A 25,624-nucleotide genomic window follows, 5' to 3' on the forward strand; every position below is an offset into this window, starting at 1 on the left:
ATGCATTATGTAGAAAAAATGGCGCGCTTAGGAGTCGTTCGTCGACAGGATTATTTTGTCCCCAATACTATGCCACAAAACATGAGGGAAGCGTCATATTTTCGGAAAAATTTTTAGTACAGCGCTGCAATTAACCCCACGATCCCACGCTGGAAGCGTCATAAAAATAACGATCAGCAGCATATTTGTGCGCAACAGCAGCTTCCCACTTCAGTAAATAAGACCCTAATCATTTAACGAGACTTAGCTTTGCGTCCCACTACCTGCAGTGTGTTTACCTTCGGTGGGTAAGATCCGTAGAATAAACAGATATTCCGAGGGTTCTTCGGAATGATCCCTTAGCGATAAAGAGATCACACTAATCCCCGCACGAGCGGGGATAGCCCCCAGCCTACGTGTAGGTTTTGGGGGCTTTTTCGAATATATGGGCGATCGTGGTACCCCCGCTGTCCACTCATCGAGAATAATGGAAATACATCACAAGCTTTCCTCATATCCTAAGGACATCATGACCACACCCCCATTTATCCAACCGCCACTAGATATAGCTATCCATAAGGGCGCGTGGGCAAAATTCGACCATCAATCCGGTGAATCGATGCCGCTCACCAGGCATCTCGATGATGCCGCCTGCGTAGCTGCCCAGTTGTGGGATCATTGGCTACCTCAACACTCACAAGACTTGATCAGTACCCACTTTTCTAACAATGACGAACTCGCCCGTAAGCTCGCCATCTTTCTTACGGCAGGACATGATATTGGTAAACATAGCCTGGCATTTGCGGGAAAAATAGATAGCCTCAAAGAACGCATCGCAGCACACGGTGGCGAGTTCATAAAACTTAACCCCTCCGAAGGGGCCCAAAGTTTCCATAGCCTCTTTAGCGCTGAGAGCCTTATAACGTGGCTGGCTCAGCGCAATCCGGACGGAAACAGGCAAGCACGAGAATCCCTAGCGACGATTGTCGCTGGACATCACGGATCCTTCCCATCCTTCAACCTAGTTCAACCACGAACAAACCGCGCTCTATCTCGAGAAGCCCGCAAGCACTGGGCGGCAGATCGGTTTGTGTATTGGGATAGGGCCGCCAAAACCGCAGGTCTTGACGATGGAGACATTATTGCACTCACACAGGCTCCCCTCCCAGCGCCTGCCCAGATGATACTGTGCGGATTCGTCATTATGGCGGACTGGATTTCTTCGAACACCGATTTCTTCCCGCTGATCGATCAGCGCTCAAGTAGTGATCGAGCGCGCGATGCTATTAAATCTCTCCGCTTCCCACCACACTGGACCCCAGCTCCCGACCAGAACAGTGCGGATCTTTTTCGCAGCAGTTTCTCCCTACCCGAAAATGCAAGTCCGAGGCCAGTGCAGATAGAAGCTATGCGAATGGCGCGGGAGGTTCCAAGCCCTTGCCTCATGCTCATTGAAGCCCCCACAGGCGAAGGAAAAACCGAGGCTGCCTTTGCAGCCGCAGAAATCCTGGCTTCGCGTTTCGGCCTCAACGGCATCACTGCGGCACTACCCACATGCGCGACCTCCGATGCCATGCTACCTCGCTTTATGTCATGGCTTGACAGAAGGTTACCTGCGGATATGCAGGCCGGAACTTTGCTCAGCCACGGCAAAGCCCAATTCAACGATGAATACCAGGCCATCTTTTATCAAGCTCGGGGAGACTTCTCTGGTATCTATGACGACGATATCTCCGACGAAGACTCTCAAACCCATCGTAACTTCAGACCTCACTGGTGGTTTACCGGGCGTAAGACCAGCGCCCTAGCGGACTTCTCTGTGGGGACGATCGACCAGATTCTTTTCGCAGCGCTACGAACCAAGCATCTTGCTCTTCGGCATCTAGGCTTGAGTAATAAGGTCGTTATTCTTGATGAGATTCACTCTGCGGACGCCTATATGGCGGTTTACCTCAAACGAACCTTGGAGTGGTTGGGGGCCATGGGGATTCCTGTAATCGCACTTTCGGCGACCCTCGCCCCGCAGCAGCGCTCAGACCTTCTCGAGGCCTACAGAAGCGGTAGCATGATCGCCATCGGTAAGAAATCGAAAGAAGCGGCAGCTATCTCTTTCGATCAGCACGTAGGCTATCCGCTCCTTAGTGCTGTCACAGCCACAGGTCTTCTCGTGCGCGATACCCAACCGAGCTCCCGGAGCAGTCAATTTACCTTGGATTATTTGGGGCTTGATTCGCAAGATTTTATCGAGTCGGTGATCAAAGAATCCTCTCACGGTGGCTGTATCGGAGTGGTGTGCAATACCGTCAACCGGGCCCAAAAAATATACCGAGCTCTCAAAGACCGTTGTTCGGACTCGACCGAACTCATCCTGCTCCACTCCCGCTTTCTAGGGTACGAGCGCCGCCGGATTGAGAAAGATCTCGTGGACAGACTGGGGCCAGATTCAACCGATCGCCCCCACAATATGATCGTGGTGTCTACCCAGATCATTGAACAATCAATGGATATCGATTTCGATGTTCTATTTAGCGATATCGCCCCCATCGACCTCATATTCCAGAGAGTTGGGCGCCTCCACCGCCACAAGCGGGCTCCTCACGAGCGCCCTGTAGCCCACCACAGCCCACGTGTACATATAGCAGCATGCTCCGCCCCCGACGCTCAGCTTGCTCCCACACTAGATCCAGGAAGCACCGCGGTTTATGGCAGAGCACCATTACTGCGCACTCTCGCCGTCCTACTCAAACATGGCCCTGTCCTCCGCTCCCCTGGGGACGTGGCTTCTCTTGTTGCCGCTGCATACTCGGACGATCCTTATTATCCAGAATCATGGGCCGCAGAATTTTTACAGGCCGAAGAAAAGGCTCAGATTCAGCTCAACCAAAAAATATCGCGCGCCCAACAAAGCTATTTACAAGTCCCTCCCGATACTAGTCCGGTATGGCTCCAAAAGAGGGGAGGCACCCTGGAAGCGCGAGAGGAACGTGCGGGTGGTGCCCAGGTGCGAGATATCGAGGATGCTCTCGAAGTTATCGTGGTTGTTCGCGACGATCATGGGCTGAAAACCCTTAATTTTGCTCCTGAACGAGCGGACGAATATATCAACTTCGGTCATCAGATCGATGAGCAATTATCGAAGGTTTTAGCACGTAGCATCGTCTCTTTACCTTTCTGGGTGCTAAAAGATGAAACCACTGCTGACGCTCTGTTAGACGCTCTCGAGCAAGACGTCCTAACTGCAACAGAGGTTGAAGTGCTTAAGCGCAACAAGTGGCTACGTGACCAACTATTTCTAGCTCTTGATGCAGATTTAGAGGCTGATATTGCTGGCTACCATGTGGCTTATTCTCGCGAGTATGGACTGACAGTGGAAAAAATCTGATCAAATTTCACAAGACCTTGCAAAAAATCTTTTTTTATTGCTAAGTTAGAATTAAACAACTAAAGAAAGGAGGTCGTTATGCACCAACAGTTCAATCTAATCGACGAAGAGTGGATCCCGGTTTTAAGGAAAGATCTCACCGTAGATTCAGTCAGCCTGCGCTCACTGTTCCAGCTAAGCGATGAGATCATTGATATCTCCTGCGAGCTACCCACGATGCACTTCGCGGTCTTTCGCATCTGTCTAGCTATTCTTCGACGCAGTGTCGACGAACCTATGCATGAAGACCCTGAAGAATACTGGTCAGACCTATGGCTCAACCGAGGTTTACCTAACAAAGAAATCGACGAATACCTCAATTCGGTACACAATCGATTTGACCTTCTCGATCCTGAAAGACCCTTCCTGCAGACCCCTCATCTTCGCACTGCAAAAGGCGAATGGAAAGACCTTAATATACTCATCACAGACAGTCCTGGGGAGGGCTCGCTCTACCAGCAACGCGATTCCAAGCTACCCCTCAGCTACGCAGAGGCGGCACTGTGGCTCATCCACGCTCATGCCTACGATTACTCTGGAATCAAGTCCGGAGCTGTAGGAGATTCTCGCGTTAAAGGGGGCAAAGGTTACCCCATGGGAATCGGCTGGACCGGGTGGCTCGGTGGCACAATTATCAGAGGTCACACGTTAAAAGAAACTTTGCTTCTCAATTACGCCACTCAACCTGATGTTGATCGATCTAAGGATCTGCCCATTTGGGAGGAGCCCCCTCTCTCAGCGGCTGCCCGCCCGACAGCGGTTGCCCACGGTCAACTCTCACTAATCACATGGCCACAGCGTCGAATTCTGCTCCGAAACAACGGGGAAGCGATCGACGCGGTACTGATAGCCAACGGCGATCCAGTAGATTATCTCAACCAACTACAATACGAGACCATGACTCCGTGGCGTTATTCCAGGCCACAGTCCCAAAAGGCCAAGCGCCCAGTATTTATGCCCAAAGCACTTAGCGCCGAAGAAGCATTATGGCGTGGGTTCCAGTCCTTTCTCCCCCAGGTGGCAACTGGGCGCGAGGTGATCGAGAATTTCAACATAAAGGATCAGATCCCTTCGGTCGAACCTCCTGAAACTGTCACCCAGTTGGGTGCAAGAATTGGCCGTCCACTCCCCGACGATTTCAGCCTCAACGTGACCGTGGCAAGTGTTGTTTATGGCAACCAATCCGCATCAGTTTCAACCATCGTTGAGGATAAGCTGACTTTTCCAGCGTTGATAACCACAGTCGAGGGTGCTGGAGTTCGGGATATAGCCGAGACCGCCGTCATGAGAACCTTGGACACTATTAGCACCTTCGGACAATTTGCTGCGAATATCGCACGCTCCGAAACTGACAGCATGGATGCTCCTGCTATTGCTCGAGATTCTGCCCGGCTAGTAGCCTTCTCACTCGTGGACTCCCGCTTTCGCACCTGGCTCAGCGAGCTCTCTATTGATCATCATCACGCAGAGGAGCAACTCCAGCGCTGGACGGACGAATTACGCGCGCTCATTCTCGAAGAGGGACGGACCCTGGCGGCCCATGCCTCTCCGAATGCTTGGCGCGGTCGCAAAAAAGACGACACTATTTATAATCTTGGCCAGTCCGAAGCTTGGTTCAGATCCAAAATTTTTAAGCAACTACCTACAAAGGAAGGAGAATAATGGCTACTCAAGCTGATCAAGTTTCAACATTCGTCTACCGCACTGTTGAGCGCCTACAGAAAAAGTACCTAGAAGGGTCGCCTAGTGCCAAGGCAGATTTGGCTTCATGGCGCAGGTCTGCCAGTAAGACTGTCGGAGAGTCACCAGAGACGTGGGCAGTCCTCGCCGAAAATTTCCCAGAATCTCTCGTTGGACGGGGACAGCACCCCTCCGCAGCCGAGCAAGCCGTCTTTACTGCGCTGACGCTCTTCGCAGTCCACATGCAGTCTAAAACCAGACCAATGCACGTCAAGGACAATGGGCTTGGCACTGCGATGCGTACTCTTGCCCGGACTAACGAAGCTGACTTTTTCGAAAGCTCACTGTTTCGCCGATTCACATCCGCTACCCAAGCGCAGACTGTAGAGGCAGCTAGTTACCACCTTCGTACTCTGGTTTCTTTACTACGGAGTAAAGACATCCCGCTCGACTACGGCCGGCTAGCGCGGGAACTCTACCTCTTTCAATTTCCCGACAGTAGAAAAGCTGTCCAACTTGGTTGGGCTCGCCAAATATACCGCTTCACCAATCCTGAATCCTAAGAAAGGTTTCCTCTCATGTCTCACCTCTATATTGATTTCCACGCTATCCAAGCCGTTGGACCCGCGAATATCAACCGCGATGATTCGGGAGCTCCAAAATCCACATTCTTCGGAGGCACTCGTCGCGCGCGAGTATCGTCACAAGCCTGGAAGCGCGCTATCCGCAAGGATTTCGAATCTAAGCTCGACATTGACGACCTCGGCGAACGCACTCTCCTAGCCGTAGACCGTATTGCAGCCAATATCGCAGCGAAGAACCCGGAACTCGCGGACACCTCTGCAGAGCTTGCGGCAAATGTACTGAAAGCAGCTGGCATTAAGCTGCAAGCTGCTAAAAAGAGCAAGAAAGATACCGAGGATGGTGCTCCCGAGAGACAAGTCACTCAGTACCTCCTTTTCCTTGCCCGTAAGCAAATTGAAGCACTAGCTGATTTAGCAATCAAAGCTCATACCGAAAATGGTGGGCAGATCACAAAGAAGGACGCCAAGAAGGCCGTCGAAGATAAACACTCCATCGATGTTGCCCTATTTGGCCGCATGATTGCCGATGCCCCTGATCTAAACGCTGACGCGTGCTGCCAAGTAGCACATGCGATCGGAGTCCATCCCCTTGAGGCCGAATTCGACTACTTCACGGCTGTAGACGATAACGCCCCAGAGGATAATGCTGGCGCTGGGATGATCGGGACCATTGAATTCAATTCCTCTACTTTGTATCGCTACGCCACTATCAATGTGCCTGAACTCGTCAAAACTCTAGGCTCGGTATCCGCTGCTGCTCGTGCCGTGGCAGCTTTCTGCGATTCCTTCGCCGTGTCAATGCCCACGGGCAAGCAAAATACTTTTGCCAATCGCACCCGACCCGAATTCTTCGCTGTTTCACTCCGTGCCGATCAGCCGGTCAACTTTGTCGATGCTTTCGAAGACGCAATCACCTCGCGATCTAACCGTATGAAGGAAGCCGTTGATCGCCTCACTGAGCACGCAATTTCCTCCGATACTGCCTATGGATCCGAGAAAACCCACTCCTTCTATTTGGCCACCGGATCAGCGGCCAAGGGATCCCACCTTGAAAATTTCGGCGAGGCTCACACGCTCCCTGAGATCGTCCAGCTTGTAGAGGCCGCTGTTCTTGATACCGTAGACCAGAGCTAAGACCATGACGGTACTATTACTAAGATTTGCAGGTCCGCTACAGGCGTGGGGTGATTCTTCCCGCTTCGTTTACCGAACGACTAGGAGCGAGCCGACTAAAAGTGGTGTCATTGGTCTTTTGGCCGCAGCTCAAGGCCGGTTGCGGGCCGATGACGTCAGTGATTTGGTAGGCCTTCGCTTGGGAGTACGAGCCGATCAAGCGGGAAAATTAATCAAGGATTTTCAGACCGAAATTGACTGGCGTAACAGTAAAGCGAAACCGCTTACCTATCGCCACTATCTCGCCGACGCGAAATTTCTCGTGGGTATTGAGGGAGAAAAGGAGTTGCTTGAAGGTTTGGCTGAAAGCATCAAAAAGCCCGCCTATCCCCTTTTCCTCGGTCGACGCTCATGCACTCCGACAGGGAAGATCGTGCTGGGATTCAAGGAAGATACCCTCGATGACGCTCTCGATCAGCACCCGTGGCTAGCTGCGGATTGGTATCGCCGTAAGCAACCTCAAAGTCTCAGGCTGCCCATATCGACGGATTGCGAGGTTGGAGACAAGCCCGATGAGTTAATCCGGGATATTCCTATCAGTTTTGGCTACGAAAACCGTAAGCACGCACTTCGACCAGTACGACACCGGCTCTCTCCTCCGATTCCAAACCCGGATGGGATCCCTGTTCGTGATCATGATCCATTCGCCCTTGTAGGAGGTGCTCAGTGAACTATCTCAGCCGTATGAAGCTTAACCCACAACGACGGGCGACGGGAAAACTGCTCAGCAACCCGCGAGCTATGCACGCTGCAGTTGAATGCTGCTTTCCCACACACTTCGAAGACCAGAATCCGCGCTCCTTATGGCGGCTGGAGCGCAACCAAAGAGACGTAACCTTATGGATGGTCAGCAACCGCGTTCCATCCTTTGAACATTTGCAGGAACAAGCTGGGTGGTCTCAGGAAGTGACCTGGGAAAGCCGAGAATACGATCAGTTCCTCGATCGCTTACTCACTGGTCAGCGTTATCGATTCCGACTACGTGCAAATCCCGTCAAGGAAACCTTTTGCAGCGATGACAAGAAGCGCCGAGTACCACTCCAGCGCGAAGATGACCAAATGCTCTGGCTGATGGAACGCGCTTCACACCTGGGCGTTTCACTCGCAGTAGGAAGCGATACCGAACAGCCGAGCTTCTTTGTCGGCGACTCCACAAGTATTCGATTTAGACACGAAGAGCGCACGGTCACTTTGCAATCCTGCACTTTCGAAGGTGCCCTGGAGGTGACCGATCCAGATTTACTGCGTTCGACACTTATCAGGGGTGTGGGTAAAGCTAAGGCATATGGTTTCGGTCTGGTTACGCTAGCCCCGCTTAGGGAAGGTTAGGTACCTATGAGTATCCCAGGTATGAAGCCAACAGAGTCAAGTTCGCTGGTGCGAGCGGACGATCGCTTAAGCTTCCTGTACTTGGAGCATTGCACAATCGCGAAAAGCTCATCTGCTCTTACTGCCACTGACGAAAATGGCGTTATACATATCCCGAGCGCTGCACTAGCTGTGTTGATGCTCGGGCCTGGGACTCGGGTGACACATCAAGCGATGACAACCATTGCCGATTCTGGCATGAGCGTCATCTGGGTGGGAGAGGAAGGCGTAAGATACTATGCACACGGCAGGCCCATAGGGCGTAATACCCGCCTACTAGAAGCCCAAGCTAAAATTGTCTCCAATCAGAGGCTCAGACTTCAAGCTGCTCGCGCAATGTATGAGCTGCGCTTCGACGGCGAGGACACCTCGGGTTTGACTATGCAACAGCTGCGCGGACGGGAAGGGGCTCGCATTAGGCGGCTCTACCGCGATATGTCTAAACGCTACGACGTACCTTGGGATAGACGCCAGTACGATCTGCATAACTTTTCCTCAGGAGACCCAATAAACGTCGCGCTCTCAGCCGCTCATACGTGCTTATACGGGCTAGTACATGCCACCATCGTGGCCCTCGGATGCTCTCCTGGCCTCGGAATCATCCATACCGGTCACGACCGATCATTTGTCTATGACATTGCTGATCTATACAAGGCCAGCATAACGATACCCATTGCTTTCGAGTCTGTCGTTGCTATGCACGATCTGCCCTTCTCGCTCGACGATTTACCCACTTTCACTAGAAAGTCATGCCGCAATGCCTTCAAGCAGAACCGTCTTAGCGTGAAAATAGTAGAAGATCTAAAAACTCTCTTAGTTCCTGAAGAAGCTAAATCGGACGATGACAGTTGGTTTGAAGATCAGATCATTCAACTCTGGGATGACAGACAGCAGCGGGTTGCAGGCGGAACCAACTATGAGCAGCAAATATGATAACCATCGTCCTTAGCTCATGTCCACCCTCTTTACGGGGACATCTAACTAGATGGTTGAGCGAGGTTTCTGCAGGAGTCTTTGTGGGAAAAGTAAACCCGCGGATTAGAGATAAGCTGTGGGCGCTAGTAACGCAGGAGTTAGGCAACGGCCGAGCCATCATGACGTTCACCACTCGCGAATACGAACAAGGGTATGGATTTCGAGTTCATAATCACGAGTGGGAAATAGTCGACGTGGAGGGTGTCAATCTTGTTCGCCGTCCTAGCAAGGCGCGCCGGGCGAAAGAGGTAAAGCCAAAAGTGGGCTGGTCTCGTGCTGGCAGGAAACACCGATTTCGGCGCTAAAGTGATTCGGCGACGGCTTAAATCCAATGTAAACTGCTATTGAGGTTGATAAACGTGCACCATACGTGGTGTTTTCCCCGCACGAGCGGGGATGATCCGCTCCGCTGCAGCGTCAGCGGGAATCTGACTAGGTTTTCCCCGCACGAGCGGGGATGATCCGACATGGTCATCGCGGTGACTATTCTGGCGGTAGTTTTCCCCGCACGAGCGGGGATGATCCGTTCCGCCTGTGGCAGACTCGTGCACTCTACTAGTTTTCCCCGCACGAGCGGGGATGATCCTGCGACAGGCATATAACCGACATGCACAAGACAGTTTTCCCCGCACGAGCGGGGATGATCCGTGCAAGCCCCGCTTTTGCGTCGTTGTCCCAATGTTTTCCCCGCACGAGCGGGGATGATCCGAGCCTACAGCCCTACAGCCCTACAGCGCTACAGTTTTCCCCGCACGAGCGGGGATGATCCGAGTGGCGACCTCCTCCGCAAGCTCCCGCCAAAGTTTTCCCCGCACGAGCGGGGATGATCCGCGCAGCACCAGCAGCATAAACGCTAGTTGAACGTTTTCCCCGCACGAGCGGGGATGATCCTCTCCTTTTTTTCCCGTAGAAGATTGACCAGCGGTTTTCCCCGCACGAGCGGGGATGATCCGGTCACGTCCAGGTTCACCTTTTTCACCACGTTGTTTTCCCCGCACGAGCGGGGATGATCCGCCCGCGCGGCCCTTGTGGCCCTTGTGGCCCCCGGTTTTCCCCGCACGAGCGGGGATGATCCGGTGCCTGAAATCGGCAATAATTCCTTTGAGACGTTTTCCCCGCACGAGCGGGGATGATCCGCCTCTCCTGGGGGTAGCGACATCTCAATGTGGGTTTTCCCCGCACGAGCGGGGATGATCCGCAAGAGAGGGAAACCTCAAAACCTCAAACCAAGTTTTCCCCGCACGAGCGGGGATGATCCTTAGTTGCGTCAAATTAGTGTAGCGTGCTAGAAGTTTTCCCCGCACGAGCGGGGATGATCCGACCACTATCAAGCTCCGCTGCAGCGTCAGCGGGTTTTCCCCGCACGAGCGGGGATGATCCGACTTGATGATGTATGAGGCGCAGAGCCCTGAGGTTTTCCCCGCACGAGCGGGGATGATCCGCGAAGGTAACAAGTTCGTCGTCGCCGACTACTGTTTTCCCCGCACGAGCGGGGATGATCCGATACCGAGGACCCTGTGGGGGAATAGCCAGCCGTTTTCCCCGCACGAGCGGGGATGATCCGACGAACAAGAAATATTTAGTACGTATCTGAGTGTTTTCCCCGCACGAGCGGGGATGATCCGGCTTTTACTACCTACAAGGAGCAAATAAATGCGTTTTCCCCGCACGAGCGGGGATGATCCGATGACCGCTACCGCCTGGCGCTGGTCGACTAAGTTTTCCCCGCACGAGCGGGGATGATCCGGTGGCTGCGAGATCCGCGCCGCGCTTGATTAGGTTTTCCCCGCACGAGCGGGGATGATCCGCGGGTCGAGAGCTCAACCCAACAGATACGGAGGTTTTCCCCGCACGAGCGGGGATGATCCGAATAGGTCGTCAGCGGTAGCGAGCATACGGTGGTTTTCCCCGCACGAGCGGGGATGATCCGGAGTAGGCTACCGTCGCGTAGCGGTGTCTCAGGTTTTCCCCGCACGAGCGGGGATGATCCTTTTATACATTCGATGCGACCACCACGACGAGAGTTTTCCCCGCACGAGCGGGGATGATCCGCTCGAAGACTTTATGGAAGATTGGAATTGGGAGTTTTCCCCGCACGAGCGGGGATGATCCGTATATTGCCGCGCAGTTGTAGACCCTCAGGCAGTTTTCCCCGCACGAGCGGGGATGATCCGATGTTACGATGACCGCGCAACGGCTTCAAACGGTTTTCCCCGCACGAGCGGGGATGATCCCGCTTCTTCACGTTTATGGTTAGCAGCATCTCTGTTTTCCCCGCACGAGCGGGGATGATCCGCTCCTGACTGCCTGATCTTGCAGTTCCGCCAGGTTTTCCCCGCACGAGCGGGGATGATCCGATAGGGCATATAAGATTGCTGCAGTCGGCTTGGTTTTCCCCGCACGAGCGGGGATGATCCGCCGTGTCAAGGGCTGATTTATCCGCGCTGTTCGTTTTCCCCGCACGAGCGGGGATGATCCAGCCCCCGTGAACCGGCGGACATGATATGCGCGGTTTTCCCCGCACGTGCGGGGATGATCCCGCCTAGACAGAGGTGAGGATTTTATTGATTGAGTTTTCCCCGCACGAGCGGGGATGATCCTCAGACCAGTCATAGTCCTGCTCAGGCCACAAGGTTTTCCCCGCACGAGCGGGGATGATCCGCCATTCCAACGGTTTCTAGGAGTACAGTCAGAGTTTTCCCCGCACGAGCGGGGATGATCCTGGGGGCTATGGATACAAAAAGCCCTAGACACCGTTTTCCCCGCACGAGCGGGGATGATCCGAGTTAGCACGAGTGCTACCAATTGCTAGAGATGTTTTCCCCGCACGAGCGGGGATGATCCGGAGTGCAGAAACTCAGGCAGCACGCTGAACTAGTTTTCCCCGCACGAGCGGGGATGATCCGCGATAAAAGCGCTAGCGGGCCAGTCTGCTACAGTTTTCCCCGCACGAGCGGGGATGATCCAGTGCACCCAAACCGAGCGCCAGTCGCAAGTAACGTTTTCCCCGCACGAGCGGGGATGATCCGCCGTCGACCGTTGACGGTGTGTAGGCCAGCTAGTTTTCCCCGCACGAGCGGGGATGATCCGGAGCTGGAAAGTGAAAAGTTTTCTGATCAGTCGTTTTCCCCGCACGAGCGGGGATGATCCGTGTCGTTGATCATCTAGCTGCATAAATAGGACGTTTTCCCCCGCTTAAGCAGAGATGATGCTCGCCCTTGTTACGACGATAAAACTCTTCTCCCCCAGCGGTCGAGCCCCAGTTCTTTCAGAGAAAGAACCTCAACACTATGTTCGATCGCCGTAAATCTCTTTCGAGAGTTCGGTCGATAGAACGCTTCAAGGTTTCGCCGTAGCAAAAATTTTACAATCTGTAGCCCTTTTAACTTAAGCACCTCAAAAGGTAAGCAATATTTTCACAAAACCACTCATCTTACAAACAGTTCAAAGGCTATGACTAAATAACTACATACGTATGCGAATACCTGAGACATAGAGAAGAAAGTCTTCCAATATCGTTATGTAGCAAAGCGAAGTCTCCTAAAATTCTGCACTGCAAACGGTCGCATGCTAGGTCTCAAGACCATTTAGACTTGAGGCAGAGAAACCCGTCTAGAGGCTGAGCATCCCTTAATGCATAGGCTCACAGGAGAAGCATTTTTTCAAACCTAGCATCTTCTCCGAAACTCGCTAATTAGTGCCGACGAATTGTGGATCAGATGCGAGGTGAAGCCCTGAACGCTATCGATTCTGCACCGCAGCCCAAAACTGCCCCCAGGAATTACCGTTGTTGATATCACAGCAGCACTGCAAACCTGCTACATCGACGTGATTAAGTCTACTCCTTCACGCAAAAAGCCACCCCGTGTCTATGACACAGGGTGGCATTAAAGCTGTGGTGCGCCCGGGGAGACTTGAACTCCCACGTCCTAAGACACTGGAACCTAAATCCAGCGCGTCTGCCAATTCCGCCACGAGCGCGTGCTTGGATCATTGTACAGGCCACATGCGAGGTGATCAAAATGGCTCTGCCACGTCTAGGTTTCTCAGTATTTGATACTCTTAAATATTGTGAGTATCAACCCTGATCCCGTTCCGAAACTACGCGTGAAGGCGTGGCACGTTATTTTCCTAGCCCTGCTAGTCATTGCCACTTTCGCCCTAGCGTGGTGGCAGTGGACGCGTTTTCAGTCTGGTTCGGGCACCTTCCAAAATTTGGGCTACGCTCTGCAATGGCCATTCTTTGGCTTCTTCTTCGTCTACGCTTATCGCCGCATCCTACAATACGAAAATGAGCGCGCGGAGGCCGCCCATCGGGGTGAGGAATTCGTCATTGAGAAGCAGCAGCCTACTGTTGATGCCATCGATGAGGAGTTTTTACCGCAGTGGCATCAGCCCTCTGTGGAGGAATTTAATGAGCTTGTCCAGCCGCGCAGAGTGCGGCCAGATTCAAGAAATGAGGACATATAGATGGCAGCACCACGGGTTCACCCCGAGCGCCAGCGCCGCGTGAAGCAAGCTTTAACTTTCTTTTCCATTGCTGCGTGGGTCACTGGCACCTGGCTTCTTTTGCTCACAGCGCGCATGATCGCAGAGTATCTTTTGGGGATGGACGTGCCCATGTGGATGCACTATATCGGTCAGATTCATGGGCTGTTTTATATGGTGTACTTACTGGCCACGTTGAACCTTGGAACGAAAGCCCTGTGGCCACCGCTTCGCTGGGTGGTCACTGCCCTTGCTGGTGCCGTGCCTTTTTTGAGCTTCTTCGTGGAGCACTGGCGCCGCAGCGAGGTTAAAGAGCAATTCGATCTGAATTAAAAACCAAAAATCCGCGACTTATAGTGGTCGCGGATTTTTCTATGCGCTGATCTCCCGGAGAATAGGAAGTAGCTTCTGTAGCGCCCTCGCACGGTGGCTGATGTGGTTTTTCTCAACCGCACTCAATTCCGCGCTGGTTCGACCCTGGGCGTCGTCGGGTAGGAAGATGGGATCGTAGCCGAAGCCGTTATCACCGCGGGGGCTGGTGGCTATGCTTCCTGGCCAATATCCTTCTACGAGGTATTCCTGCCCGTTTGGATCAACGAGCGCGAGAACGCTGTGGAAGGCCGCTTGCCGTCGCTTGAGCGGGGTATCCTTTAGCTGCGCTAGAAGCAGCTCATTATTGGCTTGATCGTTCCCGTGCTCTCCGGCCCAGCGGGCAGAGAGCACTCCGGGGCACCCGTTGAGTTCGGCGACCGCGAGGCCAGAATCATCGGCGAGAGTCATGATCCCCGTGTGGTGCACCCCGGCGCGCGCTTTGATCAGTGCGTTATCGCTGAAGGTGCGCCCGTCTTCAACTGGCTCCGGATAGGGATCGATATCGGACAGAGTACAAATATCGATAGTCTCGAGGCCCGCGGCACGTACAAGATTTTCGAGTTCCTCACGCTTTTTTGCGTTATGCGAGGCTAGCAGAATACGCATATTAGAGTCCGAGGGCGGCTTTTTGAGCGGCAATGAGTTCTTGGCAGCCTTGTTCGCCGAGATCCATTAACTGGTTAAGTTCTTCACGGCTGAAGGTATTGTGTTCGCCAGTGCCTTGGATTTCCACGAAGCGTCCACCCTCTTGCATCACGATATTCATATCCACATCAGCGCGGGAATCTTCCTCATAAGGGAGGTCGAGGAGGGCATCACCGTCGATGACTCCCACGGAGATGGCGGCCACGGGAGCCAGGAGAGCGTTTCCGATGCTGGGATCAATTTGTTTTAAGTGGGTAATCGCGTCCGCTAGGGCAATATAGGCGCCCGTGATGGAGGCGGTTCGGGTACCACCGTCGGCTTGGAGGACATCACAGTCAATATTGATGGTATTTTCGCCCAGTGCTCTAAGATCGATGGCTGCGCGGAGGCTGCGACCAATGAGCCTAGAGATTTCGTGGGTGCGGCCTTTGACTTTGCCGCGCATGGATTCTCTAGGCATCCGCTCGTGAGTGGCGGCAGGAAGCATGGAGTACTCCGCGGTAAGCCAGCCTTCGCCGGAGTCGCGTTTGAAGCGGGGTACGCCACGTTCCACGCTGGCGGTGCACATCACCCGGGTATTGCCAAATTCGATGAGTACGGATCCGGCGGGGTTGGAGGTGAATCCGCGGGTGATTTTTACTGGTCGTAATTCGTGGGCTTGGCGGCCGTCGGCACGCGTGATAGGAGCTGTCATAGTAAACGAGTCTAGCGCGTAGCTATATCTCGAGTTCAAGGAAGGGTCGAGCAAGCTCAATCGGGCCATGGTAGTGCGCGGCGGCAGCCCGGCGCGTTGCCTCCCAGTCGACCCAGGGAGGAATATGGGTGAGCAGCAGCTTTTTCGCTCCAGCTTGGGTGGCAGCGCGTCCTGCTTCGGCGCCACTCATATGCATTTCTGTGACCTTGCCATCAGAGCTCTCCCCCCACGTGGCCTCGCAGATGAAGAGATCGGCCTGATCAGCGGCGGCGATGAGGTGCTCATGATAGGCAGTATCGCCTGAGTAGGCTATGACCGCACCCGTTGCCTGGTCCTCAACGCGTAGCGAATAGCTCTCGCTGGGGTGAATTGCTGGATAAGGGGTGATGTGGAGTCCACCAATTATTTCTGCGTGGTGGGCCTGCCAGGCGGTGAAGGTGAAGGTATCACCCATATCATCGATCTGGCCTGGTTCGTTGGCACTTAAAATTCCAAGCTTTTCGGGGAGAAGTCGAGGGCCCGCGCAGATATTGTGGGAGTGGGCAGCACGCTCGGGGTGGTAGCGTCGCCAGACCATGAGTGAGGGAAAGTCCAGGCAGTGATCGGGGTGCAGGTGAGAGAAGACCACGTGCGCCTCGCTCGGGTTCTGTAGGGTCTGCAGATTGCCAAGTACGCCAGGACCTAAATCCATCACTACGGCGGACCCGGCGGTGGCTTCCACGAGGTAGCCGGAGGCGGGATTGCCGTGCGCCCCCAGGCTTCCGGAGCTACCGAGAACTGTAACCTTCATAGATCAACTTTCCCATGTTTTTTCTATCGACAACAAGAAAAGTCCTGCATATGTGGGAAATTTAGCTTTATCTATGCGGACTGACGCACGTCACATCTGGCCCGAGAAAACGCGCAGCTAACTGCTGAAATTTCTCTGGATCGCCGGTTGCCTCAAAGACTCTTGTGGGATGGTCGGTGCTGGCGAGGAGATTGCGCTGCGACAGAGTTCGCATCACATCCTTGGCGGTTTCCTCCGCCGAAGACACCAGGGTAACTTGGTCCCCGATGGCGAGTTGGATCACCCCAGAAAGCAATGGGTAATGGGTGCAGCCAAGCACGAGGGTATCCACTCCCGCTGCTTGGAGCGGCTCTACATAAGCCTCGGCTATTCCGAGTACTTGACGTCCATAAGTAATCCCACGTTCGACGAAGTCGACAAACCGAGGGCATGCTTGGGCATAAGCCTTTACCTGGGGATTAACAGCAAAAAGATCTTGGTAGGCCCCTGAATTGATGGTACCGACGGTTCCTATGACCCCAATCTTTCCATTGCGGGTGGTCGCTACTGCGCGGCGTACGGCGGGTTGGATTACTTCAAGGACGGGAATGGCATATCGTTCTCGAGCATCACGCAGACAGGCAGCCGAGGCCGTATTACAGGCTATGACGAGCATTTTGCAGCCCCGCTCAACGAGTTCGTCGGCAATAGCGAGCGCGTGTTGGCGCACCGTGGCAATGGGCAGTGGGCCGTAGGGGCCATGGGCTGTATCACCTATATAAATCACGGACTCACCAGGCAGCTGCTCCATGATGGTGCGGGCTACCGTCAGTCCTCCAACTCCGGAATCGAAGATTCCGATTGGTGCATTGGCGTCAGGGGTTGCAGTCTGTGATAAAGAAGCCATATCTGTCTCTACTATTTTCATGGGTTTATGGATTGATTCGGACAGGTTTTCTGGCGGGCTTAGGATCATCGGAAACGATGGTGGCCGCTGCTAAGAATCCCCCAAGGGCGCCAAAGAGGTGCCCCTGCCAGCTAATCCATGCGGCGGTGGGAAATATTCCCCAAATCATTCCGGAGTAGCTCAGCCCCAAAACGACTCCTACCACCACTTGGCCAAAGGATTTATTAAAAACCCCTCGAGCTACGAGGTAGACCAGCCACCCGTAGACTAATCCGGAGGCGCCTATATGCACAGTGCCCATCCCACCGGTAATCCATACTCCCAGTCCGCCGACGAAGATCGTGATCATGGTTACTTCGACGAAGACCCGGTAGCCGGAATAGCCAACCAAGAAAGCAAAGATGGCGCCCGGAACAGAATTGGCAATTAAATGGCTAAAGCTTCCATGGACAAAAGGCGCTGAAAGGATCGAAGCTACGGAAGAGAATTCTAGGGGGCGAATCCCCAGATAGGCCATATTCTTAGGAAACAGGAGGAGGCCGATGATCTGAACCGACCAAATCAGTACTAAAAAGGAGCCTGCCACAATAAGGCCTTTTTTCACGCTTCTGACTGGTCCAAAAGTTTCTGCTGGTTGCCGCATCACATTGCTCATGGTACGCGCTATTGTACCCGCAATAAGCTCACGGTCGGCAGTGAGAAGGCAGGCTGCGCGTGGAGGAGGGCATCAAGGATTGCCGCTGATACGACCTGCGCCGCCGCAGCCGATAATTCACCCATCATGGCGATATCCACGCCAGTATCTGCGCCAGTGGATAGGCAGAAGAGAGTGTCTCCATCGAGCGGCGAGTGGGCTGGCTGAATAGCTCTGGCAATTCCATCGTGGCCCACCATAGCGATCCTCTTTGCTTGCGCTTTGGTGATGGGAGCATCGGTGGCGATGACACCGATGGTGGTATTGAGCTTACTGAGCAGCGGTTTGAGGGCGGCAAATTTTTGTCTATCCACCCGTATCGAGGGGTCCGCATAGAGTTGGCCGGTATTCGGATCGGCCACTCTACCAACTGGATTAGCCACAATGCCGCACGCAATACGCCACTGGTTATCTGGACCTACGTGCATGCTGGCCTGGCCGAAGCCGCCCCGCAGCACCCCAGCTGTGGCGGCCACTCCCGCACCGATAGATCCAGAACGCTGATCCTTGCCATCCTTGAGCGCTGCTTTAGTGGCAGCGATTCCATCCTCTTTGGTGGGGCGGTGATGTGGATCGCCAACGAGGAGATCAAAGATGACTGCTGCTGGCACGATGGGGACAATCGGACCGGGAACTTCTGGTCCTAGGACGGGGAAACCGATGCCTGCCTCTTCGAGGGCCGCCATGACACCATCAGCAACAGCTAGACCGTAGGCTGATCCCCCACTTAATGCGATTGCGTGGACGCGCTGCACTGTGTTGTGAGGTTCGAGGAGATCAGTTTCTCTCGTTCCCGGCCCCCCACCACGCACATCTACTGCACAGGTGGCGGAATCGCGGGCGATAATAACACTGCAGCCGGTATCACCTAGGCTTTGATGGGCGATGGCGATGCCTGGGATATCGCTTAAAAAGCCTCCCATTAAGCTTCCCCCATCACGGCCTGGAGCAGGCTGTCTTGGTTATAGGCGAGCCACTCCACGATTTGATCACGGTCGCGGCTTTCATCAGGTTGGGCGATCTCGCTAGCGGCAAAGAAGAGCCGAATATCGTTGAGAGCACGTAGCCATAGATGTGCCTCTGGTTCAGAGAGCTTGATATGCTCTGAGCCACCCGGGCCAATCGCATGAGAGATTGCGCTGAGCCCAGCGAGCTTCTCCTTGGTAATCTCGGTTTCGTTGAGGGCGCGTAAGAGGCCATTATCACCCTCGTATTCCTCATCACCCTCGCGCTCAAAATCGGGCAAGAGACGGGCCAGTCCCGGGTCCTCTGGAGCCACGGTATGACCTGAGGGCATGCCGGTGAGCTCCGCCAGTTCATCCTTGGGCGCCGATTGAGCCCGCTCGATAAGGGCTTCAGCAACAGTCGCGGCGAGGTTGCCTAGAATCTGGCGTTCATGGACTTCGAGTTCGCAACTAAATGAAACGCCTTTGAGGAGAGATTTTTTCTTTTTCCACGCGTGCATAACCCTTATCCCCCTTGCTGCATGGTGGCCCAGAGCCCAGCGGTATGAAGTTTTTTCACATCCGCTTCGACCTTATCCTTTTCACCGGAGCTCACCACTGCTTTGCCTTCGGTGTGGACCCGCATCATCAGCTCCACAGCCCGCTTCGGATCATAACCGAGCACGGTTTGAAAAACATAGGTGACATAGCTCATCAGGTTCACGGGATCATCCCAAACAATGCACATCCATGGGAGGTTCTCACTGGTGGCAATGTCGACCTCGAGATCCTCATCCAGCTCAGGTGTGGCCATTGGGGAGCCGCAGCGCGGGTTACAGGTACTCATAAACGTCCAGTTTAGCTGCAAGCTTCACGCATAGTGCATAAAGCACCCGCAATACCTCGTGGGTATGTTCAGAAAACACGGCAACCCTCTACTCAACCCGCTACTCATCGCCGCACTCTTTGCTGCGGAAGGGTTTCCACCCCATGCCACTTCTCCCCGCTCTGATTCGAGAAATTACAGCTCCCTTTCGCGGCAACCTCACGATGCTCGGTGGCATTCAACAATTTCTCGCCTGCCTCATCGCGCCAAGTACGCTTGCCTCCGCTACCGTGGCGGAATATATGTCACCATCCGACGGATCCTCGCAGCGGAGAAGCTATCGTTTTTCTGAGAGCTATTACGACTACGCGCTGCGAGACCGTAATGCTCGGCGGCTTTTGAGAACTCTGCGATGAGGAGCGATATCCTCACAATTGTGAATCGCGCGCGACTCGATAGCGGGCACCCTCTTCGTCGTCTCTTCGTCGTCTCTTCGTCTCGGTATACACTGAAATGTGCGCGCCCAATAGTGGGCCGAGCGCAATGTTACGACAGGGACCTACTGGGGCCCAGAGTCAGGTCAGCTCACGGTGCAGGCCAAGCTTTTTCATCATCAAGCATTCGGGGCGGCATTTTTAGACCAGTGGTTTCATAATCCCCCAAGCCAACAGGTTTTGGGGCGAATAGATCGCACGACCGCAGGCGTTGGAGTGGCAAGCGTCGGCGAGAAGACATACGCTTATATTCAACTGGATTAGCTAATAAGCGAGAAAGAAAAATTTGATGTCTACCTCAACCGCGCTCATGACGGATATGTATGAGCTCACCATGCTACAGTCCGCGCTTGCCGACGGCACTGCCTGGCGCCACTGCACCTTTGAAGTCTTCGGACGTAGGCTTCCTAATGAGCGCCGCTACGGGGTGGTCGCGGGCACAGAGCGCGTTATCGAGGCTATCGAGAATTTTATCTTTACCAGCGATCAAATCGCTGGTCTCGATTTCCTCAACGAGGAAACGAAGGAGTTTCTTCGCCATTACCGTTTTACGGGACAAGTGGACGGCTACCGGGAAGGCGAATTATATTTCCCCCACTCCCCTATCCTCACCGTGCAGGGCACTTTTGCCGAGTGCGTGATCCTCGAGACGGTGATCCTCTCAATACTAAACTCTGATTCTGCGATCGCTACTGCCGCAGCACGGATGGTAACCGCGGCCGATGGTCGCCCGCTGATCGAAATGGGCTCTAGGCGAACCCATGAGGAGGCCGCAGTCACCGCCTCTCGCGCTGCCTATCTCGCTGGTTTCCAGGCCACCTCTAATCTTGAGGCTGCACACCGCTATGGTATCCCTGCCACAGGTACCGCGGCGCACTCGTGGACGCTCGTGCATGTCGGTTCCGATGGTGCCCCCAATGAAAGGGCGGCCTTTGAGTCGCAGATTGCCCAGTACGGGAGCTCCACCACTCTCTTAGTCGATACCTTCGATATCACCCAAGGTGTAAACAACGCCATTGAGGTCGCTGGAACCGAACTGGGAGCCGTGCGTATCGATTCCGGCGATTTGGGGGTCATGACTCGCAAGGTACGCCAGCAGCTCGATGAATTGGGGGCCTATAATACCCGCATCGTCGTCTCCTCTGACTTGGACGAATACGCCATTGCGGGCCTGCGCGGAGATCCTGTCGATAGTTTCGGAGTGGGCACCTCGCTGGTAACTGGATCCGGTGCTCCCACGGCCTCACTGGTGTATAAATTGGTCGCAGTGGATGATCATCCTGTGGCCAAGCGCTCCAGGAATAAGAATTCTGTGGGTGGAGCCAAGCGCGCCGTGCGTACTCACCGGGCCTCAGGGACCGCAATCGAAGAAATCGTGATGCCCTTTGACAGCGCGGAGCCGGAATTCCCAAATCTTAGCGTACTCCCGCTCACCATCCCGCTGATGCGCGATGGGCACCGGGTTGCAGGACTTCCCACGCTCAAGCAGTCTCGCGATTACCTCGCACATCAACTGGTGACCCTTCCGTGGGAGGGCCTCGCTCTCAGCAAGGATGAGCCTGTGCTCAGTGTGCGCTACCTCGGCTTCTAATGGCCGATCTCAATGTCACGAAGCTGCTCGATGCCGCAGTCAGCGGGATTGGGGGCCACAGCCGACCGGGTCAAGTGCGTATGGCGCAGGCGGTGGATAAGGCTCTAAAAAACGGTACCCACTTGGCCGTACAGGCGGGAACGGGTACCGGTAAATCGCTTGCTTACCTCATTCCAGCGATAATGTCGGCACGCGATTCTTCCCAACCAGTGATAATCTCCACAGCGACGATTGCGCTCCAGAAACAGCTCATCGATCGAGATTTGCCGCGAGTGCGCGCTGCTCTGGCCGATATTCTCGATCCTCCGCCAAGCTTCGCCATTTTAAAAGGCCGCAGCAATTATTTATGCCGTTATAAGCTCGATCGAGCCAGCTCTTTAGAGGATTCGCTCGATACCGAGGACACTCCCATAAGTGAGCTGGGAGCGGCGAGTGCCCGTGTTTTTGCGTGGGCCGAGGAGACGGAAACAGGAGATCGTGACAGCCTCGAACCTGGAGTGCCCGATCTAATATGGCGCCAGTTTAGTGTGAGCGCTCAAGAATGTATGGGCGCTTCGCGCTGCCCCTTCGGGGAAGAGTGCTTTGCCGAGTACGCCAAAAAAGAGGCTGCCGAGAGTGAAATCGTTGTCACCAACCACGCGATGCTCGCTATTAACGCTATTTTCGATGTGCCTGTCCTCCCCGATCACGACGTTGTTATTGTTGACGAAGCCCATGAACTCACCGATCGCTTTACTGCGATGAGTACCCAGGAGATCTCTACCCACGCTTTTGATCTTTCGCTGAATCGGGCCGCAAAATTGGGCTCCGGAGTTCGCGATGAAAAACTCGCCTCCGCTGTCGAGGATTGGGAAAAAGCGATGGGGCAGATACCACTCGGACGACTGGTTGACCTCCCAGAGGCCCTCAAACCTTCTCTCGATGCCATTGTTTCTCTCACTGGCGCGCTCATCACCAGTATTGGCACCGCGCCACCTCAGGAGAGTACGAATGACCCCGAGCGCTACGCGGAGAGACAGAATGTCAAGATGCATTTAGAAAGTCAGCGCGAGGCCATCATTCGCATTCTCGACGTTTTTGAAGAGCCCGATATCACTCAGCATAAAGATGTGGTGTGGCTAACGGAAGATGAACGCGGTCGCTTGAGCATGCATATTGCCCCGCTCTCTGTTTCTCACGCTTTAGCGCTGCATTTATTTAGCAACCACACCGTGATTCTCACCTCGGCAACGTTGACCCTCGGCGGGAATTTCAAGGCTATGGCGGCTAGTTGGGGTGTGCCGAAACACAGCTGGCGCGGACTCGATGTGGGGACCCCGTTTGATCCCGCGCACTCGGGTATCCTCTATCTTCCCACCCATCTGCCCGAACCCTCACGAGATGGCCTTGCTGATGCCATTATCGACGAGATCTATGACCTCATTATGGCGGCGGGAGGTCGCAGTTTGGGCCTATTCTCCTCTAAACGTGCCGCCGTGCAAGCCGCGGACGCGCTGCGGCATCGCTTGCCTTTTAAAGTTCTGTGCCAGGGCGAGGATAGTACCGGAGCACTCATCAAAACTTTTAGCAAAGAGGAAAATTCTTGCCTCTTCGGCACGTTGAGTTTGTGGCAGGGTGTAGACGTCCCCGGCAGCAGCTGTTCGCTGGTGATCATGGATAAGATCCCGTTCCCAAGGCCTGATGATCCCCTTTTACAGGCCCGCAAAGAGGCAGCGGACGCAGCTGGTCGTAACGGTTTTATGGAGGTTGCTGCCGCCCACGCGGCATTACTGATGGCTCAAGGCGCCGGCCGGCTCTTACGTGCCACCTCGGATCGCGGGGTGGTAGCGTGCCTCGATCCTCGCCTGAGCAGCAAGCGCTACGGGAGTTTTTTAATCTCTTCCATGCCCGCATTTTGGCGCACCCATAAAAAAGAGACAGTCATTGCAGCTCTAGGGCGCCTGGTCCAGCACTCCACAACGCAACACAACTCATCGAGCCCGGAGCAATCTCGGTAAAACCAGCATCAATAACCGTTATCGCGCCCGGTTGATGCGCTGCCTGCGCGCAGCTGAGGGCGTCTACTTCGGCAACGCTGAGAAGGTATCCGCGCTCTCGCCAGGCCCAACATGCGGAGGCATCAAGGCTGCCCGCAAAAAGCATGGAGGCGTGTCCTACTTGGGCGGCAGCTTTCCCCAGACTCATACGGAGCGAGGCATCGATAAGCACCCGGAGATGAGGAACTGGTGGGGGTGCAGGTGCTGGGAGGGTTGGGGGTAGATCGGTGCCCTTGATTTGGAGGGAGCGCAACCTGGGATCAACGTCGTCCATAGCCGTGGGGATAAAAGCGCGGGCGCGAGCACCCTTGACGTGCGCGGTGACGCCGGGAATTTCTTGAACGTTACGCCACCCAGCACCCCGGGCGCGCCGGGTAATCTTGCGGATGCGGCGGTCGTACCACATTTCTAGGTGGCTGCGATAATGGGAATCACAGCCAGCCTCGTCGATCAGGCATGCCTGTACAACAGCGATACCTGCTGCAGCCAGAAGATCCTCCCGTCGGGGTGGATTAGGTTTTGGGATCTCGAGAACAATTTGCATCGCTTGATCATCAATACCGGTGCTGTGTTGGCGATGCTGGACCGCATCAGCGAGCAAACGATGAGCCGAGAGAAATTGTGAGTGCATTAGGGGTTGAGCGGAACACGACGAGTAAGTGAGGTATCCTCGGATTCGATTTCGGCACGACTGATACCCAGGATATAGAGCACCTCATCGAGGAAGGGTGAGTTGACCGAGGTATCAGCAATCTCTTTGAGAACTGGTTTGGCATTAAAAGCAATACCTAAGCCTGCAGCTGAGATCATATCGATATCATTGGCACCGTCGCCTACAGCGACTGTCTGATGCATCTGAAGACCGCTATCAGCGGCGAATTCGGCGAGGAACTCAGCTTTCGCCCGGCGATCAACCACTGTGCCGAGGACTTCGCCGGTTAGCACACCATTGTTGATCTCGAGTGTATTTGCGCGGACATAATCGAGTTCGAGGTCGGCGGCAAGATCCTGAAGGACTTCAATAAATCCACCAGAGACGACCGCAGTTTTATAGCCCATACGTTTTAAAGTGCGAATTGTCGTCCGCGCACCCGGGGTGAGCACAATATCCTTAGCGACCTCTTTAAGGAGGCGCGCATCTAAGCCCTTAAGTAGACGCACCCGGGCGCGCAAAGATTCCTCGAAGTCTAATTCCCCGCGCATGGCGCGATCGGTGATGTCTTTGACTTCCAACTCGCGGCCTGTCCGCGCGGCGAGCATCTCGATGACTTCCCCGGTTATGAGGGTGGAATCGCAGTCAAAGCAAATCAGTCTCGTGGAGCGTCGTTGTAGTCCGGCCCGCTCGATGGCGATATCGATCCCCTGCTCGCTACTTAAGGCAGCGAGTGCTTTACGCACGGGGACTCCCGCACCTGGGTCGGCATTGGCCATCGTAATCTTAAATTCGAGCCCAGTAACAGGGTAATCGGAGATACCACGAATGGTATCGATATTGGCTTCGTAATTGGCGAGGGTCTGAGCGATACGAGAGATATCGGCAGCGCGAACAGGATTTCCCAGCACAATAATCTCGTGAGTGGAGTACGGTTTAGGGCTGCCTACGGTCTCACGTAATTCTACGGTCACCGTTTGCTGGTAGGCGCTTAGAGTATCCCTCAGCCCGATGGTGAGGGTTTCTAGCCTCTTGGGATCTATGCCTATATAGGCAGCGAGCGACAGATAACCACGGAATTTAGACTGCTCGACATCCAAAATCTGAGCACCGTGAGCTGTGAGCACTCTAAAGAAAGCTGCACTGACGCCAATGCGATCTGTTCCGCTTACTGTAATGACGGCAGGGGTGAGCGGGGCTTCTAATTCCACGGTGGGGGCAAGGTCTCTATTCACGCCTTCCTATTCTTCCATGACGAATGCGGGGGCGGTTAACATTTTGGCTATTTCTTTCGGGTAATAAAAATACTGAGGCCGATCGTGTGATCAGCCT

The 25,624-nt window shown here is 54.4% G+C and carries 23 protein-coding genes, 1 tRNA gene and 1 CRISPR repeat array; of the genes, 13 read left to right on the forward strand and 11 right to left on the reverse strand.

The genetic code is table 11. The annotated features are described in order from the left end of the window. The first annotated feature begins 508 nt into the window (after positions 1-508). The 8 genes from cas3 (at position 509) to cas2e (ending at position 9,485) form a co-directional block, all read left to right on the forward strand. Entirely contained in the window at positions 509-3,361 is a 2,853-nt protein-coding gene (cas3, locus tag N7326_RS08830; RefSeq protein WP_263088507.1) for a CRISPR-associated helicase Cas3', read from the forward strand. A 78-nt stretch (positions 3,362-3,439) separates the two neighbouring features. Further along, complete coding sequence (casA, locus tag N7326_RS08835; protein ID WP_259080172.1) at positions 3,440-5,062, forward strand: type I-E CRISPR-associated protein Cse1/CasA; 1,623 nt, start codon at positions 3,440-3,442, stop codon at positions 5,060-5,062. Further along, complete coding sequence (gene casB / locus N7326_RS08840) at positions 5,062-5,643, forward strand: type I-E CRISPR-associated protein Cse2/CasB (RefSeq protein ID WP_263088508.1); 582 nt, start codon at positions 5,062-5,064, stop codon at positions 5,641-5,643. The genes casA and casB overlap by 1 nt, the downstream gene beginning before the upstream one ends. Before the next feature lie 15 nt (positions 5,644-5,658). Further along, on the forward strand, positions 5,659-6,798 hold the full coding sequence (gene cas7e, locus N7326_RS08845; RefSeq protein ID WP_259080169.1) for a type I-E CRISPR-associated protein Cas7/Cse4/CasC: 1,140 nt from the start codon (positions 5,659-5,661) through the stop codon (positions 6,796-6,798). A 4-nt stretch (positions 6,799-6,802) separates the two neighbouring features. Beyond that, positions 6,803-7,507, forward strand: a complete 705-nt coding sequence (gene cas5e / locus N7326_RS08850; RefSeq protein ID WP_263088510.1) for a type I-E CRISPR-associated protein Cas5/CasD — start codon at positions 6,803-6,805, stop codon at positions 7,505-7,507. A gap of 14 nt (positions 7,508-7,521) precedes the next feature. Beyond that, positions 7,522-8,166 (forward strand): type I-E CRISPR-associated protein Cas6/Cse3/CasE, encoded by a 645-nt coding sequence (cas6e, locus tag N7326_RS08855; protein ID WP_259289640.1) that lies wholly within the window; start codon positions 7,522-7,524, stop codon positions 8,164-8,166. A 6-nt stretch (positions 8,167-8,172) separates the two neighbouring features. Then, positions 8,173-9,138 carry a type I-E CRISPR-associated endonuclease Cas1e gene (gene cas1e / locus N7326_RS08860; RefSeq protein WP_259080165.1) on the forward strand — a complete coding sequence of 322 codons (966 nt, stop codon included), beginning with the start codon at positions 8,173-8,175 and terminating at the stop codon, positions 9,136-9,138. After that, positions 9,135-9,485: a type I-E CRISPR-associated endoribonuclease Cas2e gene (gene cas2e, locus N7326_RS08865; protein ID WP_259289641.1), complete on the forward strand. Its 351-nt coding sequence runs from the start codon at positions 9,135-9,137 to the stop codon at positions 9,483-9,485. Before cas1e ends, cas2e begins: the two co-directional genes overlap by 4 nt. A gap of 70 nt (positions 9,486-9,555) precedes the next feature. Then, positions 9,556-12,331: a CRISPR direct-repeat array (repeat unit 29 nt; unit sequence GTTTTCCCCGCACGAGCGGGGATGATCCG). A gap of 745 nt (positions 12,332-13,076) precedes the next feature. Here cas2e and N7326_RS08870 read toward each other — a convergent pair. Continuing rightward, a tRNA-Leu gene (locus N7326_RS08870) sits at positions 13,077-13,161 on the reverse strand. A 90-nt stretch (positions 13,162-13,251) separates the two neighbouring features. On the opposite strand from N7326_RS08870, the gene N7326_RS08875 reads away from it, so the two are divergent. Both N7326_RS08875 and N7326_RS08880 read left to right on the forward strand, forming a co-directional pair. Further along, complete coding sequence (locus N7326_RS08875) at positions 13,252-13,650, forward strand: hypothetical protein (protein WP_259080159.1); 399 nt, start codon at positions 13,252-13,254, stop codon at positions 13,648-13,650. Then, positions 13,651-14,001, forward strand: coding sequence for a DUF3817 domain-containing protein (locus tag N7326_RS08880; RefSeq protein ID WP_259080157.1), 351 nt, complete (start codon positions 13,651-13,653; stop codon positions 13,999-14,001). 39 nt (positions 14,002-14,040) lie between these two features. Here N7326_RS08880 and rdgB read toward each other — a convergent pair whose 3' ends face one another. The 8 genes from rdgB to clpS all read right to left on the reverse strand — a co-directional run bounded on the left by rdgB (position 14,041) and on the right by clpS (position 19,540). Continuing rightward, on the reverse strand, positions 14,041-14,646 hold the full coding sequence (gene rdgB, locus N7326_RS08885) for an RdgB/HAM1 family non-canonical purine NTP pyrophosphatase (protein ID WP_259080155.1): 606 nt from the start codon (positions 14,644-14,646) through the stop codon (positions 14,041-14,043). Position 14,647: 1 nt separating this feature from the next. Further along, positions 14,648-15,379, reverse strand: a complete 732-nt coding sequence (gene rph / locus N7326_RS08890; RefSeq protein WP_259080152.1) for a ribonuclease PH — start codon at positions 15,377-15,379, stop codon at positions 14,648-14,650. Between the two features lie 22 nt (positions 15,380-15,401). Then, on the reverse strand, positions 15,402-16,169 hold the full coding sequence (locus N7326_RS08895) for an MBL fold metallo-hydrolase (protein ID WP_259080150.1): 768 nt from the start codon (positions 16,167-16,169) through the stop codon (positions 15,402-15,404). Positions 16,170-16,236: 67 nt separating this feature from the next. After that, on the reverse strand, positions 16,237-17,055 hold the full coding sequence (gene murI / locus N7326_RS08900; protein WP_259080149.1) for a glutamate racemase: 819 nt from the start codon (positions 17,053-17,055) through the stop codon (positions 16,237-16,239). A 25-nt stretch (positions 17,056-17,080) separates the two neighbouring features. Further along, entirely contained in the window at positions 17,081-17,710 is a 630-nt protein-coding gene (locus N7326_RS08905; RefSeq protein ID WP_259080148.1) for a rhomboid family intramembrane serine protease, read from the reverse strand. Positions 17,711-17,718: 8 nt separating this feature from the next. Continuing rightward, complete coding sequence (locus N7326_RS08910; protein WP_259080147.1) at positions 17,719-18,672, reverse strand: P1 family peptidase; 954 nt, start codon at positions 18,670-18,672, stop codon at positions 17,719-17,721. Further along, on the reverse strand, positions 18,672-19,214 hold the full coding sequence (locus N7326_RS08915) for a DUF2017 domain-containing protein (protein ID WP_259080146.1): 543 nt from the start codon (positions 19,212-19,214) through the stop codon (positions 18,672-18,674). Before N7326_RS08915 ends, N7326_RS08910 begins: the two co-directional genes overlap by 1 nt. Positions 19,215-19,219: 5 nt before the next feature. After that, entirely contained in the window at positions 19,220-19,540 is a 321-nt protein-coding gene (gene clpS / locus N7326_RS08920) for an ATP-dependent Clp protease adapter ClpS (protein WP_259080144.1), read from the reverse strand. A 143-nt stretch (positions 19,541-19,683) separates the two neighbouring features. Here clpS and N7326_RS08925 point away from each other — a divergent pair, with 143 nt between their 5' ends. From N7326_RS08925 to N7326_RS08935, 3 genes are all read left to right on the forward strand, one after another. Further along, a complete protein-coding gene (locus N7326_RS08925; protein WP_263088531.1) occupies positions 19,684-19,935 on the forward strand; it encodes a hypothetical protein in 252 nt (83 codons plus the stop codon). 367 nt (positions 19,936-20,302) lie between these two features. After that, the gene (locus N7326_RS08930) at positions 20,303-21,604 is read left to right on the forward strand and encodes a nicotinate phosphoribosyltransferase (protein WP_259080134.1); all 1,302 of its coding nucleotides are present in this window, start codon (positions 20,303-20,305) and stop codon (positions 21,602-21,604) included. Next, positions 21,604-23,601 (forward strand): ATP-dependent DNA helicase, encoded by a 1,998-nt coding sequence (locus N7326_RS08935; RefSeq protein ID WP_259158738.1) that lies wholly within the window; start codon positions 21,604-21,606, stop codon positions 23,599-23,601. Before N7326_RS08930 ends, N7326_RS08935 begins: the two co-directional genes overlap by 1 nt. Here N7326_RS08935 and N7326_RS08940 read toward each other — a convergent pair. Both N7326_RS08940 and serB read right to left on the reverse strand, forming a co-directional pair. Continuing rightward, positions 23,525-24,271, reverse strand: a complete 747-nt coding sequence (locus tag N7326_RS08940; RefSeq protein WP_259080132.1) for a peptidyl-tRNA hydrolase — start codon at positions 24,269-24,271, stop codon at positions 23,525-23,527. The genes N7326_RS08935 and N7326_RS08940 overlap by 77 nt on opposite strands. Then, positions 24,271-25,527, reverse strand: coding sequence for a phosphoserine phosphatase SerB (serB, locus tag N7326_RS08945; RefSeq protein WP_259080131.1), 1,257 nt, complete (start codon positions 25,525-25,527; stop codon positions 24,271-24,273). The genes N7326_RS08940 and serB overlap by 1 nt, the downstream gene beginning before the upstream one ends. Between the last annotated feature and the right edge of the window lie 97 nt (positions 25,528-25,624).

The sequence above is a fragment of the Corynebacterium sp. ES2794-CONJ1 genome, from assembly GCF_025660615.1.
Classification (GTDB): Bacteria; Actinomycetota; Actinomycetes; order Mycobacteriales; family Mycobacteriaceae; genus Corynebacterium.

Excerpts from the sequence above, each read along its gene's own strand:
- cas3 (WP_263088507.1), top strand. The coding sequence starts at position 509 with ATGACCACACCCCCATTTATCCAACCGCCACTAGATATAGCTATCCAT.
- N7326_RS08905 (WP_259080148.1), bottom strand. The coding sequence starts at position 17,710 with ATGAGCAATGTGATGCGGCAACCAGCAGAAACTTTTGGACCAGTCAGA.
- N7326_RS08915 (WP_259080146.1), bottom strand. The coding sequence starts at position 19,214 with ATGCACGCGTGGAAAAAGAAAAAATCTCTCCTCAAAGGCGTTTCATTT.
- casA (WP_259080172.1), top strand. The coding sequence starts at position 3,440 with ATGCACCAACAGTTCAATCTAATCGACGAAGAGTGGATCCCGGTTTTA.
- cas6e (WP_259289640.1), top strand. The coding sequence starts at position 7,522 with ATGAAGCTTAACCCACAACGACGGGCGACGGGAAAACTGCTCAGCAAC.
- rdgB (WP_259080155.1), bottom strand. The coding sequence starts at position 14,646 with ATGCGTATTCTGCTAGCCTCGCATAACGCAAAAAAGCGTGAGGAACTC.
- N7326_RS08935 (WP_259158738.1), top strand. The coding sequence starts at position 21,604 with ATGGCCGATCTCAATGTCACGAAGCTGCTCGATGCCGCAGTCAGCGGG.
- N7326_RS08940 (WP_259080132.1), bottom strand. The coding sequence starts at position 24,271 with ATGCACTCACAATTTCTCTCGGCTCATCGTTTGCTCGCTGATGCGGTC.
- N7326_RS08880 (WP_259080157.1), top strand. The coding sequence starts at position 13,651 with ATGGCAGCACCACGGGTTCACCCCGAGCGCCAGCGCCGCGTGAAGCAA.
- casB (WP_263088508.1), top strand. The coding sequence starts at position 5,062 with ATGGCTACTCAAGCTGATCAAGTTTCAACATTCGTCTACCGCACTGTT.
- cas5e (WP_263088510.1), top strand. The coding sequence starts at position 6,803 with ATGACGGTACTATTACTAAGATTTGCAGGTCCGCTACAGGCGTGGGGT.
- N7326_RS08910 (WP_259080147.1), bottom strand. The coding sequence starts at position 18,672 with ATGGGAGGCTTTTTAAGCGATATCCCAGGCATCGCCATCGCCCATCAA.
- N7326_RS08925 (WP_263088531.1), top strand. The coding sequence starts at position 19,684 with ATGCCACTTCTCCCCGCTCTGATTCGAGAAATTACAGCTCCCTTTCGC.
- cas2e (WP_259289641.1), top strand. The coding sequence starts at position 9,135 with ATGATAACCATCGTCCTTAGCTCATGTCCACCCTCTTTACGGGGACAT.
- cas1e (WP_259080165.1), top strand. The coding sequence starts at position 8,173 with ATGAGTATCCCAGGTATGAAGCCAACAGAGTCAAGTTCGCTGGTGCGA.
- rph (WP_259080152.1), bottom strand. The coding sequence starts at position 15,379 with ATGACAGCTCCTATCACGCGTGCCGACGGCCGCCAAGCCCACGAATTA.
- N7326_RS08895 (WP_259080150.1), bottom strand. The coding sequence starts at position 16,169 with ATGAAGGTTACAGTTCTCGGTAGCTCCGGAAGCCTGGGGGCGCACGGC.
- murI (WP_259080149.1), bottom strand. The coding sequence starts at position 17,055 with ATGGCTTCTTTATCACAGACTGCAACCCCTGACGCCAATGCACCAATC.
- clpS (WP_259080144.1), bottom strand. The coding sequence starts at position 19,540 with ATGAGTACCTGTAACCCGCGCTGCGGCTCCCCAATGGCCACACCTGAG.
- N7326_RS08930 (WP_259080134.1), top strand. The coding sequence starts at position 20,303 with ATGTCTACCTCAACCGCGCTCATGACGGATATGTATGAGCTCACCATG.
- cas7e (WP_259080169.1), top strand. The coding sequence starts at position 5,659 with ATGTCTCACCTCTATATTGATTTCCACGCTATCCAAGCCGTTGGACCC.